Origin of the sequence: Paenibacillus sp. NPDC056933 (assembly GCF_042674385.1) — a bacterium.
Lineage (GTDB): Bacteria > Bacillota > Bacilli > Paenibacillales > Paenibacillaceae > Paenibacillus.
The window spans coordinates 124,641-137,989 of sequence record NZ_JBHUQN010000005.1; the positions used below are offsets into that span (position 1 = coordinate 124,641).

A 13,349-nucleotide genomic window follows, 5' to 3' on the forward strand; every position below is an offset into this window, starting at 1 on the left:
GCCTTTATTTCCAATAACCGCCGACCTGCTGCAAATTAAGCAGGATAGGTCGATGCTTCGCCTGAACAAGCTCCATCTCGGTTTTTAATGCCTCGAAGTGTTTCTTGGTTCCCATGGCTTCATGAACCCGGTAACACAGCAGCGGTTCATTGAAATAGAACAGTTCATATACCGGAAACAGTCTCAGCCACATCTCGTAGTCGTGCGTATACCGAAAATCCGTGTCGAACAGGCCAAACCTTTTAAAAGCTTCCATCTCCAGCATGACAGTACAGCCGTTGATCGGGCATCCTTCCATGAGCACCTGCAGCACTTCGAGACGACTCCCTACTTCAGGCCGCACCGTGTCCACCCATTCACTGTCCGCATTTACATAATGATAGGCCCCGTGACAGAACGATGCCTTGACCTCAAGCATGAACTTCAGTTGTTTCTCCACCCGGTCCAGCAGCATCACATCATCCGAGCTGAGCCACACAAAATAATCGCCTGTCGCCTGCTTAATCCCCTCGTTCAGTGCTGTGGCCGTACCACCATTCTTTTTCCGAATATAACGAATGCGATCCATGAAGGGTTCTAGCCGCTCCACATGCTGTGTAGAGCCATCGTCCACCACAATGATCTCAATATGCGGATATGTCTGGTGAACGGCACTGTGAACAGCCTGCTCGATGTACGCGCAATTATAAAAAGGAATGACAATTGATACTTTTGGCTCCATTCGGGCCTCCCCTTTCTCCGCGTAAAAATCACGATTCTCCCTATTATATGAAGATGGCTCCGTTGGGAATTAGGCATCTGTAACACAGCTACAGCATAAATTATGATCCGTAACATCAGCATTCTGCATCTTTCGATCTTTATCGCTCAAGGAATTTATACAAAATGCTACACATAAAGAGGGCGTTATTCAGCCACCTTGCGGCCTCCATAACCCCCTCACATTGTTCATTTATCCCCCCATGGCTGCAATACGCTGTAATAGGGGTGCACGATATCGGGACCATACCATGGAGGCCTCCCGGCCGATCGTATCCGCATGGCGAACCGACCCCATTCCCCCGTGCCATCGATATGCCGTAAGTGCTTCGTTCAGATATGGAAAACGATGTCCGTTCAGCAGAATACGCATCCATAGGTCCAGATCATGCGTGTACGGTAGCAGTTCATCGAACAGACCGACCGCACTGAACAGATCCCTGCGGATCATCACAGTACAGCCGTTCACCGGATTGCCGTTTACGAAAAGGCGCAACCAATCCGGTTCGGCCATTGGTTCTGCCCCTCCGTTCAACTTGGTTACCGCAGAATGCTCATTAATGTAATGAAAGTTGGTATGTGAGATGAGCACATTCTCCCGTTGCATAAATTCAACCTGATGACGAATCTTGTCGGGATAAAGGAAATCATCCGAACTCAGCCACGCGATATAGTCCCCTGAGGCATGACGGATGCCGTGATTCAGAGCCGAGGCTGTGCCGCCATTGCTTTTGCCAAGTACATTAATGTAGGGAAGGTAAGGTTGGAGCAGTTCCGCATGCCGGGTCGAGCCATCGTTGACGATAATGATCTCCACATCGGGATACGTCTGGTTCATTGCACTTTGAATGGCTTGAGGCACATAGGGACAATTGTAAAACGGAATGACAATGGATACTCTGGGATTCATCCAGTTGACCTCCCCTCCTGGGTACGAACATCACTTAGAATGTCCTGAAGAGATTGGGCAAAGGGGATCAATGGCTGCCAGCCCAACTTGCGCAGCAGTGACATCTCCTCCTGTTCTCCAGCCCCGTCCGGACCGGAAGAAGCTCCATCCCAGCGTACGGGCACTTCCGCTTCGGTCATGGTCAGCAGCGTATCCGCTATCTCGCCCAGGCTGCGCTCTTTGCCCGATACAACGGGATAAACGGTGCCTGACGCGCCCTTCACAAGCAAGGTTGCATAAGCCCGAACCGCATCCCGTACATCCAGAAAATCACGGGTATTATCCCGGCCGGATAGACGGAAAGGCTCCGTCTTGCCTTCCTGTTCACAGGCGACAACATGACGTGCCAGCAGCGAACATATGCCTGTCGAGGGACCTGCCCCGATCAGATTACCCGGCTCTGCCAGCATAATTTGCTGTCCAAAGAGGGACATCCACGACAGCGACACCATCTCCTCCAGCGCTTTGCTGAGACTGTACGGGTGGGGAGGCTGCGGATGCCGTCCGGGTTCAGGGGTGTATTTTAACCTTGAACCTACAATAACGGTCCGTGCCGCTGGACAGCTTCGGAGAGCATCCAGCAGGTACAGGACAGCCATTACATTGGTCTCCAATACAAGCAGTGGATCGGACCAGGAATCCGGCACCGAATTTTTGCCTGCGAGATGTAATGCATAGTCCGGCTTCACCTCGTCAATCAGATGACGAACTTGCTGTTTATCATTAAGATCACAGACATGTACAGCTACGCCATCGCCAAACGAGTACACACCGACTCGTCTGACCACCGCTACAACCACTGCTCCAGCTGCCCGGAAATATGCGACCGCATGCCGTCCGGTAAAACCGGACGCACCTGTGATCAGCACCTTTTTGCCTGTCAGCTCTGCTCCATCCATAATGCCAGCTCCTTCAGCATTGTAGAATAATCCGGAAGGTCTGTCTTCACGTCCTCACGTGTGGACACCAGCGTACGATCCTGCACTACGCTATCATCCGGTACGACAACAACATCCTGCTTACCCCATGTCTGTTGGAACAGGAGAAGCAGATCATGCTTGCTGACCGGTTCCGGGTGAGCCAGATGAATCAAACCACTAACCGGGGACGACAAATAATGATCTACCCATTTGGCCAATTCAAGGGTGGTCACCCCATTCCAGAAGACACGCGTATATCCGCCAACTTCCCCTGTACTGGACATGAACCAGTGCATCAGACCGATGCCGCCCTTCCGAATTTCAGGCCCAATAATGGACGTGCGAATCGTCAGGTGTCCGGCGTCATGGACTTCACCCAGTGCTTTTGTGATCGCATAGGCAGATGTTCCATCCGTAATATCATTCTCCCGGTACGCCCCCCGGTCCCCACTAAACACACAATCCGTACTGATGTGAATCAGACGTGCTCCAATCGTGTCGGCTACCCGCCTCAAACGATGCGGCAGGAATCCGTTAATGTGATATGCTGTAATTTTGTCTTCATCTGCAAAGCTGTTCAAAACACCTACAGCGTTAACGATGACATCCGGGTGTACCGCTTCTACCAGCCGGTCAACCATATAGCTGTCGTTTACATCCAGCAATAGACCTCTCGGGTCCGACACATCCCGGGTTGTATAGAAGACACTATGCACGCCTTGACGGCGGAAATAGTCGACCAGAATATGGCCGGCCATTCCGTTTCCCCCAAGTATCAGCAGCTTCATGACAAGAATCCTCCGCGTTTTAAAATTTCACGAATCTCCTCTTTCGTCATCAGCTGATGTTCGGAACTAAAACTGCTGAAAGAAACCGGTGGGCAGTGTGTGTAATGCTCCTTGAGTCCTGGTATGCCCAGCGTCGGAAGAATAACCAAATACTGCTCATCATAGACTACCGTGGTCATACTCTCAAATTCACTCATCAGGATTTCATGAATCTTCTCGCCAGGTCGGGTGCCGCGCTCCACAATGGATACATTCTCCACACCTGAATCCTCAATCAACACTTCAGCGAGATCCACAATTTTGCACGTCGGCATCGTCATGACAAAAATTTCGCCGCCAACGCTTTCCACCGATGCTTTGAATAGCAAGGTAATCGCATCTTTCAAGGTTAGAAAGAAGCGTGTCATGTTCATGTCGGTAATGGAAACTTGACCTTTCTGACGAATCTGATTTTTGAACAAATGCACGACACTGCCGTTCGTTCCAAGTACATTGCCACCACGCACAGTGACAAACCGCGTATTGCTGTGAAGCAGATTGGCATATACAATCAACTTCTCACCGATCGCCTTGGTCATGCCGTAGAAATTGGATGGATTGGCGGCCTTGTCGGTCGAGATGTAAATGACTTTTTCCACATGATTTTCAATCGCAGCCTCGATGACATTTTGTGTGCCGATTACATTGGTTTTGAGTGCTTCGTAGGGTTGATCTTCACACACGGGAACATGCTTGAGCGCTGCGAGATGAAACACATAATCCACATGCTGACAAGCGACCGTTAATGCATCCTTGTCTCGAATATCACCAATGCGAAAATGAAGACGCGGGTCTTCGAATTCACGGCTCATCGCCACTTGGCTGGACTCATTCCGGGAGTATACAATAATCTCCTTGGGCTGCTGGGGCAGCAGTTGAGCCACAAGTTCATAACCCCATGATCCCGTACCGCCAGTCACGAGTATACGCTTATTTTCAAACATGCATTTTCCCTCCAAGCAGAAATTTGACCACTTTACTGGATACATCTGTTGCTTTGTAACCCTGCGGGCATTCCCAATCGTTTGGCATTTCGGTCATCACTTTTACACAGCCCGCAATACGCTCCGCATCCAGACCCGAGACCACATTACTGCCACAATCCACCGTCTCTGGCCGTTCCGTTGTACGACGCATGGTGACCGTAGGCACCCCCATGATGCAGCACTCCTCCTGGACGGTACCGCTATCCGTGAGTGCACAGCGTGCATGTCGTTCCAACATGACAAAATCAAAAAATCCGAATGGCTCGTGAAATTCCACCAGCGGGTTCATCTCCAATTGCAGATGCTCGGCAATGCGAATGGCCGTTCGAGGGTGAATGCTGCATATGACTCGCATGGCATGTTCCTCAGCAACCTGATTCAAACCTTTCATTATCTCCAGCAAATGAGGGGGATGGTCGACATTCTCTGCCCTATGGGCTGTAACCAGAAAATATTGCCCGGACTTCAGCTTCAATTTTTTCAGTATTTTGCTGGAACTCACTTGTGTGTCGTAATGACGCATCACTTCATAGATCGGATTGCCTGTCAGCACAATTCGGCGACTGGGAACCCCTTCACTAACCAGATGTTTCTTACTTTGTTCCGTGTATGGCATATTAATGGTGGAAATGGCATCAATGACCCTGCGATTTTTCTCCTCAGGCACATCCAGGTCAAAACAGCGATTGCCCGCTTCCATGTGAATGACGGGTATGCCCATCCGCTCAGCCAGCACAGCACACAAGGCACTGTTCGTATCGCCGAGCAGCAGCACCTTGTCAGGCTTCTCCTGATGCAATAAATCTTCCATTTGCGTAAACATGGAGGACAACTGCCGACCCAGGGAGGCCGCTTCGTCCTGAAGAATATAATCCGGGGCACGCAGACCCATTTCCTTGAAAAAAAGACCGCTGAGACTTTCCGTGAAGTTCTGTCCCGTGTGTACCAGAATATGTTTGGTCGCGTACTGGTCCAGTTTGGAAATGATCAGGCTGAGCCGTATAATTTCAGGTCGCGTACCCAGCACCGTCATGATCTTCATCGTAACCCCTGCCTTCATCGTCTATTGGATAATCTTCGGCGAGCCCGGCTTCGTCTTGCTTTGCCAGTCGCACGTTTGCGAGCAGACGGCAGCCCCAAGCGCACACGCTTCTTTTTGCTTGCCTTCAGCTTCCTCCTGCCTGTTCCCGTCCCTCGTTTCCTTCCGTCATGAATCCTACTGCGATGAGATGGTCGCTGGTGACGACTTCGTCTCGTACTGCCATTTGAGCTGGAATCTGTTACTTCGTGGACAGGCTGACCTATCACAATCGGAGGTAACGGTGAAAGCGGCAACGTATGGAAAACAGCCAGTGGAATTAAAAGTGCCCGAACCGTAGCCGATTCCAGAACCAGCACGGTTCGCAATCCCCCCTCACCCCATGCGTACACTGGACCATTCGGAGGCTGAATATACGGAAACCATCCGGGAAAACGCATTAACCACTGTGTCACCATCGTATGCAGCTTTACCCTGTAGGTTTCAATACCGTACAGCTTTTCCGCTTCTGTCCGATTACGCCATCCGGTATCGGAGGCCAGTTCGGGATCATTCAGCAAGGTTGTTGCCAGCGTGACCAGCGCTTGAGTCTCACCAGGCGGAGCCAGAAATGCACCACTGCCTACGGATTCCAGCAATTCCTTCAGTCCGCCTTGAGCAAAAGCGATAACCGGTTTGGCGAAATAAAGTCCCTCCAGCGCGGTCATTCCAAATCCTTCTTTGACCATACTCGGGATGACAACGATATCCATGGCCGTATAGGCCAGAGATACGTTCTCTTCGAATTTGGTAAAAGTGAACCGGCGATAGTAACCTGACTTTTTCACCCGTGACACACACTCGTCATAGTACTTTTTGTCCGCTGATGTGCCAATGATCCAGAACCGGCAGCGTGAATGGACCTCACACAATTGCAGCGCCATATCGATAAACGGTTTTAGACCTTTGGCATCATATATAAAAGAAGAGATATAACCGATACAGATTTGCGATGGCTTGAGACCAAGCTCTTTACGTTTGCGTTCCCGCAAGTGCACCCATCGGTCCGGATCCGGCAGAGACGGATCCCAGGTTGGGGAGATCACGGTGAGTTTATCGCTCATGCCAGCTTGTTTGAATGGAGTTACCGCCGTTTCGGATATGCCTATGATCCAATCCGAGTAACGACCAATCATCTGTACCGCCTCGGTTGTATGTTCATTCGCCTGAATAATTTCAGTAATCTTCCAGATGACCGGAATTTGCAGAGACTTCGCTGCTACAGCTGGCATCACATTGACACAGGTATTCGTTAACACCATTTCAGGCGCAGTCTCCCGGATCAGGGAGACTACCTCCTGATAGGATGGTGAGTGGCGAAGCTGTTCTGCATCCGTTGCGATCCCCCGGTAAGGTGTGTACACACCGTGAAGCATCGGCAGAAAACATATTTTGACCTGAATATCGAATCTCCGCGCAAGTCCGGCGAGTTTTCCTTCCTGAGGGACAACGAGTACACAATCGAAGATGGTACCCATTTCCCTCATAAAATGAAGCAGCAGCTTCTCCGCCCCCGTAATGCTGCGGGTGTTGCACACATGTGAAAACAACATGAGTTTAGGTTTAATCGCCATGGCCGCACGGACCCTGCATGCGAACATACAGGGTACAGTGCACACCTCCTTCCGGCCAAGATTAAGGGAAGATAATGGTCAACAGTTCATTGATTCTTCTGCCATACGTGTGGTCTTTCAATGTGCGTTCAAGTCCGCGCAGAGCAATTTCACGACGCTCTTTCTCATGCGAGATATAGTACTCCACCTTGTCGAGCAATTCCTGAGGGGATGAGTACGTTTCGATCTCCACACCCGGTTTATAGAAACGTGCCAGGTCATCACGGGCATCCGTCAATTGAAGGGTAGCGGAAGCCGCAATTTCAAACGTTCTCGGGTTCGGTGAAGCTGGCTGAATCTTAACATGATTGTTGTTGACCGAATCGTCTTCGTGGGAGCGGTGGAGGTTAATGACAATCTTGGTGCCGTTATAGACATCATTGGTTTCCTGTGGACTCATCCAGCGACCCAGTTCAATCTTTTCACCATAAGCAGTGTAGTCAGGCAGACGGTCCCACCAGATACCATTAAACACGGTATTGTGTGACATCAGCTGGGCCATGATCGGATTAAAGAAATACACCCGGTTCCAGTAAGCCGAACCGATAAAGCTGACTTCCCGGTGGAGCGATGAGGGTGTTGTAATTGGGAAGTAGTGGTTAGTGAAGGCAGCAAACGGGAGGTAGTGCACCGAAGGACAACCGTTCTGCCGATACAGATCCACACAGTTCAGTTCCAAGGTGAAGACATGATCGAAATGCTTCACGGTCTCCAGCGTCATATCCGTATAATACGGATCATCGGTAAGCCAGATTGCCGTCTGAATGCCTGCTTGTCGAATCGCATCCAGATGCTCCAATGGAATATCCATGCCATCCAACACAAGCACAAGGTCTGGCCGGGTTTGCAATGCAATTTCAGATACAGGCTGGCGCGGATCGGAAAGGGTCACCTGAGCAACCATGCCTTGCAATGTAGCCATGATTGCCTCGTCCAGTGGAGAGTAAGGAAATCCTTTACCTGAAGATACGTACAGAACGTGGATCTGTCGGAAAGGCAATGGCTCCTGTGCACAATTGACAATATAGTTGGCACGGCCGCGCAGATATCCTTCTTCCTTGCCCGCATCGTATCCGGCATGTTGCCCGTTTTTGCGTGCCTGGTCTGCCAGGCTGAGCACTGGCGCATGAGACTTTTTCGTTTTACGATGTTTGAGAGACATACCGCCACTCCTTTTATTTTGGGATAGGATTCTCTTTACTTCTGTAATGCAGATGGCATCTCTACACATGCTCCAGCAGCTGGGCGATACGACGGGTGAACGTATGCTGGTTCATCGTGGTGAGCAGCCCCCGCCAAGCCAAGGCTTGCCGTTCTTCCTCATGGTGCAGGTAATACTTGATTTTGCGCTGGAGCTCAGCCGCCGTTGTAAAGGTCTCAATGTCATATCCAGGCCGGTAATAACGGGTGAGATCTTGGCGCGCATCCGTAATCTGCATCGTTCCGCAGGCACTGATCTCATACGTACGCGGATTAATGGAATGACCTTCGAGATGATGTGTATTGCGATTGTCCTCTCCATTTTCGCAAGTCCGGTGAATGTTAATGACGATTTTGGCGCCGTTGTAATAATCTACGGTTGCTCCGGGATCAATCCAGCCTTCATGAATGAAGCGACCAAGAACATCGAAGCGTGTAAGACGGTTCCACTGGCTGCCGGCAATAAACACTTTTTTGTCTGCCAGAAAAGGAGCCAGCTCGTCGAACAGCGAGATGCGGTTCCAGAACCCGGTGCCGATAAAACAAATGTCGTACTGATGCTGAGGTGCCGTACGCCTTGGTTGATACATCCCCGGATTCACAGCGAGCGGCATATAAATTACTCGATTCGCTCCATGTGCCGTATAGAAGGGTACGGCCGCTTCCTCATGGGTGAACACGACATCATAATGCTGACAGATGGTTGTCGTATCTTCGGTAAAATACGGATCATCCACAAACCATACCGCCGTTCGAATACCCATTGCCCTTATACCGTTTACCTGTTCCAGATGATCGGGAGGAAATACATGCAGTCCATTCATAACCAATACCAGGTCTGGCCTGTGCTGGCTGGCATCCTGCAGCATGGTTGCCGGCGATCCGACAACACACTCACGTACAGATTGCTGCAGTGCCACAGTAACGCCTTCATCGATGGCATCGAATCCCTGCGGGATATACAGCACTTTCATATCCCGCACGGTCGGCTCAAACATCTCCACTCGCTCCATCATGGCTTGACAGCCGCCATATCTGCGGCCTTCTGCATATCCGCCGCGGTATGCCGTCTCCGCTTCTGTAGGCGGTCGGTGTCGTCGTTTTGCCACATCCTTCACCCTGTCTTCCTTCAGGAGATCCGATATCAGATTCTCCCCGAGATTGGTGTTCCCTCTAAAGGATATGCCTCGGGGTCAGATGCATCATGGACGGGTGTCCTGCAAGGTGTAAAATTGGCGTCTGCCCTCCACATCCGCCTGCACGGGCATGTCCGCTTCTGCGGTAAAGCAAATAACCCGGAAGGATCTATCCCCCCGGGCAATTGTCACATACTGGACATGCATCTATAACCAACAGGTAAATGCACACTTATTCTGTTATTGCGCTTTGTAAGCCAGTTGATGTCCGTCCTCGAATCCCTTGGCGAAACCCGCGTTGAATCCCTCGTTGTACGCCTCGTTGTAGCCCTGGCTGTAAGCACTGTCCGGGTTCGGATCGGTAGGGGTAGCCGGGACGAAAGGTTGTGCGGGCTTCGGACTCCGGTGCCGCCTTACCGCACGTTTCTTTTTTTTGAGCCACGCACTACGCCCTTTGAGGGTACGCTTATGCAGTACACGTTTGCCTTTGGCCGCACGCAGCTTACGGATTTTACGCAGACGGGCACTACGGACAAGCAAAGCTCTTTTGGTTCTCAGACGTATTTTTTTCTTCTTTAACATGTCAACATTCCTCCTGTATATTCCGGACCATGCGTATCGCATAGCCAGGGTCTCTGAGCCAAGGCGTCCCAGGCTCCCCTTGCTGGATCCGGGCCAGCCTTATACCCGTAACCATCCGGGACATCTCCTCTTGATAACGGCTCAGCAAACGAATATTCTCGGCCAGACTGCGGGCGGATACTTCCGAATGGGCAGACACGCTGGCCACACTGTCCAGAATACGGGCGAGCGCCTGCTGACTATGTGCAATGGATTCAATGAGGGCCAGTTTCGCTTCCTGCTCACGCCGCAACAAACTCATTTTCCGAGATCCCCCATATCCATTCCGCCAAACATGCCGCTGTCCATTCCGCCCTCTTCACCATCGTCCTGCACCATGATCGCTTTCAAGTTGTTGCACAGTCCGGTTTCCATCCGGGTCAATCCTTCCAGTATTTCCACCAGCTGATCATGCATTTTAAGCGGTTCGGCCACCTGATCGCCATGGGTTAGAAAGGCTTCACCGTTCAGATGATTTAGCGCCCAGTTCCTTACTTTCTCAGCTTCAACCGCCTTAGCCTCCAGAATGAGAGCAATATTCCACTGCATTTTGGCCGCTGCATCCAACATCAGGATGAGGCTTTGTTCTCTGCTCATGTCCTTTCACCCGCCTTCCGGGCTTATTCTTCCTCTTGACCTGCCATCTCCCGCATCACTTGGGTAAGCGTTTCGGCTACGGCTTCTTCCAGGTCTGCAAGGCCTCCCAAATAGGAGATGATGCTTTTGTTGATCTGTCCCGAGCTATCCAGCAGACCGTCAACGCCATCCAGCTCCGGTTCGATATCCGGCAAATGATTGATGATTTCAGACATGCGCACAGCGACCTGCCGTTTGGCATCCAGTACACGTGCAATCTGCTGGTGAGAATGTGCAATATGTGTGATGATTTCATCGATTTTGCTCTGCATGGTCCTCCTCCTTACCGTCACGGCCTGCTTCACCCATAGAAAAACCCGGCCTATCAGCATTTGCCTGCTACAGCATATGCCGGGCCGGGATCGTCAGTTACTCCAGCTTGCGCCTATATCGTCAAATAACGTAACTCCAGTCGGAAGAATATCGACTAAGGAATTGGCGGGTTCGTTCCTGTCTGGGACGCAAAAACACCTCTTCCGGTGTTCCTTCCTCCACAATCGATCCTCCATCCATGAAAACAACTCGATTCGCCACCTCACGAGCAAAGCCCATTTCATGGGTGACCACAATCATTGTGATGCCTTCCTCGGCAATCGATCGAATGACGGAAAGTACCTCGCCCACCAGCTCCGGGTCAAGCGCTGAGGTAGGCTCATCAAACAGTATCACCTCGGGATTCAGTGCCAGCGCCCGTGCAATGCCTACCCGCTGCTGTTGTCCACCTGACAGCATACTGGGATACTCATTAATTTTGGAAGAAAGTCCGACTTGTTCAAGCACACGCAAGGCACGTTCCCGAGCGTCTGCTTTGGACATTTTCTGGGCTATAATCAATCCCTCCGTAACGTTATCCAGCACCGTTTTATGCTTGAACAGATTATAATGCTGGAATACCATAGCTGTTTTCCGTCTCAACTGCATAATGTCATGTTTACGCGCATGCTTGCAGTCTATGGTTAATCCGCTGATCTGAACCTTGCCCTCATCGGCACGTTCGAGGAAATTCACGCAGCGCAGCAATGTTGTTTTACCCGACCCGCTCGGTCCAAGAATGGCAACAACATCCCCCTGCTCCACAGTCAAATCAATACCTTTCAGCACTTCCTGCTGACCAAACGACTTGTGTATATTCGTCAGTGATATCATGACACCCCTCCTTTGCTGTACACGGCAACTCTGCGTTCCAGCAAAGCTGTAATCCGTTCGGCGATCACCGTCAGACCCCAATAGATCAAGGCGGCAGCAATGAAAGCCTCCAGAAATTTCAGGCTGACCGAAGCAACCACATCCGCTTTGCCGAGAATATCCATCTGGGAAACGGTAAACGCAAGTGTTGATCCATGCAGAAAACCAACAAACATGCTGCACAGATTCGGCAAAACCGCACCAATCGCCTGTGGTAAAATAATCCGTCTCAACGCCTGGGATGTACTCATGCCTACGGCATGTGCAGCCTCCATCTGCCCCGTGTCCACCGCGAGAATGCCGGAACGAATAATCTCAGACATATAGGCTCCTGCCGTTAACGAGAAGGCAAACAGTACAAATACCAGAATCGGAATGGAAGAAGATTGAAAAGCCCAGCCGTACCGGGCAGCGAGCTTATCGATGATCAACGGAATTCCATAATAGATCAGAAACAGATGCATTAGCATCGGTGTACCACGAAAAAACGAAACATAAAACGCAGCAATTCGGTGGACCCACGAAACCTGATCGATGCGAACCAGAGCCGTGAACAGACCCACGCCAAAGCCTGCGATCAACGGTACAATCGTAATGACGAGTGTCAGTGGCAATGCCTTTAGAATCTGGAAAAAGGATGTGTAGATAAAGTTGAAATCAATAGACATTCACTCACCCCGCTATTCGTTTCAGGCGTTCAGCTCTTACCGCCGGCCCGCGTACTTCCCGCTTACGTTCATGACGCTGGAGTCTGCGTTCTGCCAGCGCAAAGCCTTTTTCAAGGACAAGTACGATAATATAGTAAACGACTGACAGACTGATATACACTTCAAGCGCATGCGATGTAGCCGAGATCAGCGTTTGTCCTCTGCCCACCATGTCCATGACTCCAATGGAAAAAGCAAGTGACGTATCCTTTAACGAGCCAATCAACGTATTCGCCATATTGGGAAAAGCAACAATGAGCGCCTGCGGCACAACAATGCGCCGAAACGACTGAAATGTGGTCAAGCCCGCAGCGTAGGCTGCTTCCGTCTGTCCCTTGTCCACACTGCGTACAGCTCCGCGAAAGATTTCGGCAAAGGACGCTGCATCACTCAGCGCATAAGTCACGATGACGAATACCAGCGGATCGGTCCTCGACAGATCAATGCCCATCGGTTTAAGCAATTCAGGTAATCCGTAATAGACCAGGAACAACTTGATGAGAATCGGCGTGCCCCGCATGAAAGAGACGTACAGGGTCGCGAGCTGGCTCAGTACCGGAATCCGGTATAATCTCGGAACCGCCAGAAGCACACCGCCCGCAAGGCCAAGCACAATGGAACCGCCCAGCACAATCAGTGTAATATGCAAATATCGCAGCAGTTCAGGGACGAAATCCAGAACCAATGACAGATCGAATGATTTACCCATAACCGTCGCTCACCTTTCCCACC

16 protein-coding genes are annotated in these 13,349 nt (G+C 50.8%); all 16 read right to left on the bottom strand.

Annotated features, from left to right (window positions below; translation table 11 throughout):
- Positions 1-4: 4 nt before the first annotated feature.
- The 16 genes from ACFTRD_RS27015 to ACFTRD_RS27090 all read right to left on the bottom strand — a co-directional run bounded on the left by ACFTRD_RS27015 (position 5) and on the right by ACFTRD_RS27090 (position 13,326).
- Positions 5-721, bottom strand: a complete 717-nt coding sequence (locus ACFTRD_RS27015) for a glycosyltransferase (protein WP_379385445.1) — start codon at positions 719-721, stop codon at positions 5-7.
- 231 nt (positions 722-952) lie between these two features.
- The gene (locus ACFTRD_RS27020) at positions 953-1,669 is read right to left on the bottom strand and encodes a glycosyltransferase (protein WP_379385447.1); all 717 of its coding nucleotides are present in this window, start codon (positions 1,667-1,669) and stop codon (positions 953-955) included.
- Positions 1,666-2,607, bottom strand: a complete 942-nt coding sequence (locus ACFTRD_RS27025) for an NAD-dependent epimerase/dehydratase family protein (RefSeq protein WP_379385449.1) — start codon at positions 2,605-2,607, stop codon at positions 1,666-1,668. The genes ACFTRD_RS27020 and ACFTRD_RS27025 overlap by 4 nt, the downstream gene beginning before the upstream one ends.
- Positions 2,589-3,416, bottom strand: coding sequence for a dTDP-4-dehydrorhamnose reductase family protein (locus tag ACFTRD_RS27030; RefSeq protein ID WP_379385451.1), 828 nt, complete (start codon positions 3,414-3,416; stop codon positions 2,589-2,591). Before ACFTRD_RS27030 ends, ACFTRD_RS27025 begins: the two co-directional genes overlap by 19 nt.
- Complete coding sequence (locus tag ACFTRD_RS27035; RefSeq protein WP_192270429.1) at positions 3,413-4,399, bottom strand: polysaccharide biosynthesis protein; 987 nt, start codon at positions 4,397-4,399, stop codon at positions 3,413-3,415. The genes ACFTRD_RS27030 and ACFTRD_RS27035 overlap by 4 nt, the downstream gene beginning before the upstream one ends.
- Positions 4,392-5,483 carry a non-hydrolyzing UDP-N-acetylglucosamine 2-epimerase gene (gene wecB / locus ACFTRD_RS27040; protein WP_379385453.1) on the bottom strand — a complete coding sequence of 364 codons (1,092 nt, stop codon included), beginning with the start codon at positions 5,481-5,483 and terminating at the stop codon, positions 4,392-4,394. The genes ACFTRD_RS27035 and wecB overlap by 8 nt, the downstream gene beginning before the upstream one ends.
- A gap of 14 nt (positions 5,484-5,497) precedes the next feature.
- Entirely contained in the window at positions 5,498-7,093 is a 1,596-nt protein-coding gene (locus ACFTRD_RS27045; protein WP_379385455.1) for a glycosyltransferase family 4 protein, read from the bottom strand.
- 61 nt (positions 7,094-7,154) lie between these two features.
- Positions 7,155-8,294 (bottom strand): CgeB family protein, encoded by a 1,140-nt coding sequence (locus ACFTRD_RS27050; protein ID WP_379385457.1) that lies wholly within the window; start codon positions 8,292-8,294, stop codon positions 7,155-7,157.
- Positions 8,295-8,355: 61 nt separating this feature from the next.
- The gene (locus tag ACFTRD_RS27055; protein ID WP_379385459.1) at positions 8,356-9,450 is read right to left on the bottom strand and encodes a CgeB family protein; all 1,095 of its coding nucleotides are present in this window, start codon (positions 9,448-9,450) and stop codon (positions 8,356-8,358) included.
- A gap of 258 nt (positions 9,451-9,708) precedes the next feature.
- Positions 9,709-10,050: a hypothetical protein gene (locus ACFTRD_RS27060; RefSeq protein ID WP_379385461.1), complete on the bottom strand. Its 342-nt coding sequence runs from the start codon at positions 10,048-10,050 to the stop codon at positions 9,709-9,711.
- Position 10,051: 1 nt separating this feature from the next.
- Positions 10,052-10,351, bottom strand: a complete 300-nt coding sequence (locus ACFTRD_RS27065) for a hypothetical protein (protein ID WP_192270437.1) — start codon at positions 10,349-10,351, stop codon at positions 10,052-10,054.
- A complete protein-coding gene (locus ACFTRD_RS27070) occupies positions 10,348-10,686 on the bottom strand; it encodes an alpha-helical endospore appendage domain-containing protein (protein ID WP_379385463.1) in 339 nt (112 codons plus the stop codon). The genes ACFTRD_RS27065 and ACFTRD_RS27070 overlap by 4 nt, the downstream gene beginning before the upstream one ends.
- A 23-nt stretch (positions 10,687-10,709) precedes the next feature.
- Positions 10,710-10,997: a nucleoside-diphosphate sugar epimerase gene (locus tag ACFTRD_RS27075; RefSeq protein ID WP_192270441.1), complete on the bottom strand. Its 288-nt coding sequence runs from the start codon at positions 10,995-10,997 to the stop codon at positions 10,710-10,712.
- Between the two features lie 121 nt (positions 10,998-11,118).
- Entirely contained in the window at positions 11,119-11,871 is a 753-nt protein-coding gene (locus ACFTRD_RS27080; protein ID WP_379385465.1) for an amino acid ABC transporter ATP-binding protein, read from the bottom strand.
- Positions 11,868-12,578: an amino acid ABC transporter permease gene (locus ACFTRD_RS27085; protein WP_379385467.1), complete on the bottom strand. Its 711-nt coding sequence runs from the start codon at positions 12,576-12,578 to the stop codon at positions 11,868-11,870. Before ACFTRD_RS27085 ends, ACFTRD_RS27080 begins: the two co-directional genes overlap by 4 nt.
- 4 nt (positions 12,579-12,582) lie before the next feature.
- Entirely contained in the window at positions 12,583-13,326 is a 744-nt protein-coding gene (locus tag ACFTRD_RS27090) for an amino acid ABC transporter permease (protein ID WP_379385469.1), read from the bottom strand.
- Positions 13,327-13,349: the final 23 nt, after the last annotated feature.

What these genes read in the sequence shown, in the direction of transcription:
- ACFTRD_RS27090 (WP_379385469.1), bottom strand. Translation starts at nt 13,326, where the DNA reads ATGGGTAAATCATTCGATCTGTCATTGGTTCTGGATTTCGTCCCTGAA.
- ACFTRD_RS27035 (WP_192270429.1), bottom strand. Translation starts at nt 4,399, where the DNA reads ATGTTTGAAAATAAGCGTATACTCGTGACTGGCGGTACGGGATCATGG.
- ACFTRD_RS27075 (WP_192270441.1), bottom strand. Translation starts at nt 10,997, where the DNA reads ATGCAGAGCAAAATCGATGAAATCATCACACATATTGCACATTCTCAC.
- ACFTRD_RS27015 (WP_379385445.1), bottom strand. Translation starts at nt 721, where the DNA reads ATGGAGCCAAAAGTATCAATTGTCATTCCTTTTTATAATTGCGCGTAC.
- ACFTRD_RS27070 (WP_379385463.1), bottom strand. Translation starts at nt 10,686, where the DNA reads ATGAGCAGAGAACAAAGCCTCATCCTGATGTTGGATGCAGCGGCCAAA.
- ACFTRD_RS27065 (WP_192270437.1), bottom strand. Translation starts at nt 10,351, where the DNA reads ATGAGTTTGTTGCGGCGTGAGCAGGAAGCGAAACTGGCCCTCATTGAA.
- ACFTRD_RS27080 (WP_379385465.1), bottom strand. Translation starts at nt 11,871, where the DNA reads ATGATATCACTGACGAATATACACAAGTCGTTTGGTCAGCAGGAAGTG.
- ACFTRD_RS27025 (WP_379385449.1), bottom strand. Translation starts at nt 2,607, where the DNA reads ATGGATGGAGCAGAGCTGACAGGCAAAAAGGTGCTGATCACAGGTGCG.
- ACFTRD_RS27045 (WP_379385455.1), bottom strand. Translation starts at nt 7,093, where the DNA reads ATGGCGATTAAACCTAAACTCATGTTGTTTTCACATGTGTGCAACACC.
- ACFTRD_RS27030 (WP_379385451.1), bottom strand. Translation starts at nt 3,416, where the DNA reads ATGAAGCTGCTGATACTTGGGGGAAACGGAATGGCCGGCCATATTCTG.
- wecB (WP_379385453.1), bottom strand. Translation starts at nt 5,483, where the DNA reads ATGAAGATCATGACGGTGCTGGGTACGCGACCTGAAATTATACGGCTC.
- ACFTRD_RS27060 (WP_379385461.1), bottom strand. Translation starts at nt 10,050, where the DNA reads ATGTTAAAGAAGAAAAAAATACGTCTGAGAACCAAAAGAGCTTTGCTT.
- ACFTRD_RS27085 (WP_379385467.1), bottom strand. Translation starts at nt 12,578, where the DNA reads ATGTCTATTGATTTCAACTTTATCTACACATCCTTTTTCCAGATTCTA.
- ACFTRD_RS27020 (WP_379385447.1), bottom strand. Translation starts at nt 1,669, where the DNA reads ATGAATCCCAGAGTATCCATTGTCATTCCGTTTTACAATTGTCCCTAT.
- ACFTRD_RS27050 (WP_379385457.1), bottom strand. Translation starts at nt 8,294, where the DNA reads ATGTCTCTCAAACATCGTAAAACGAAAAAGTCTCATGCGCCAGTGCTC.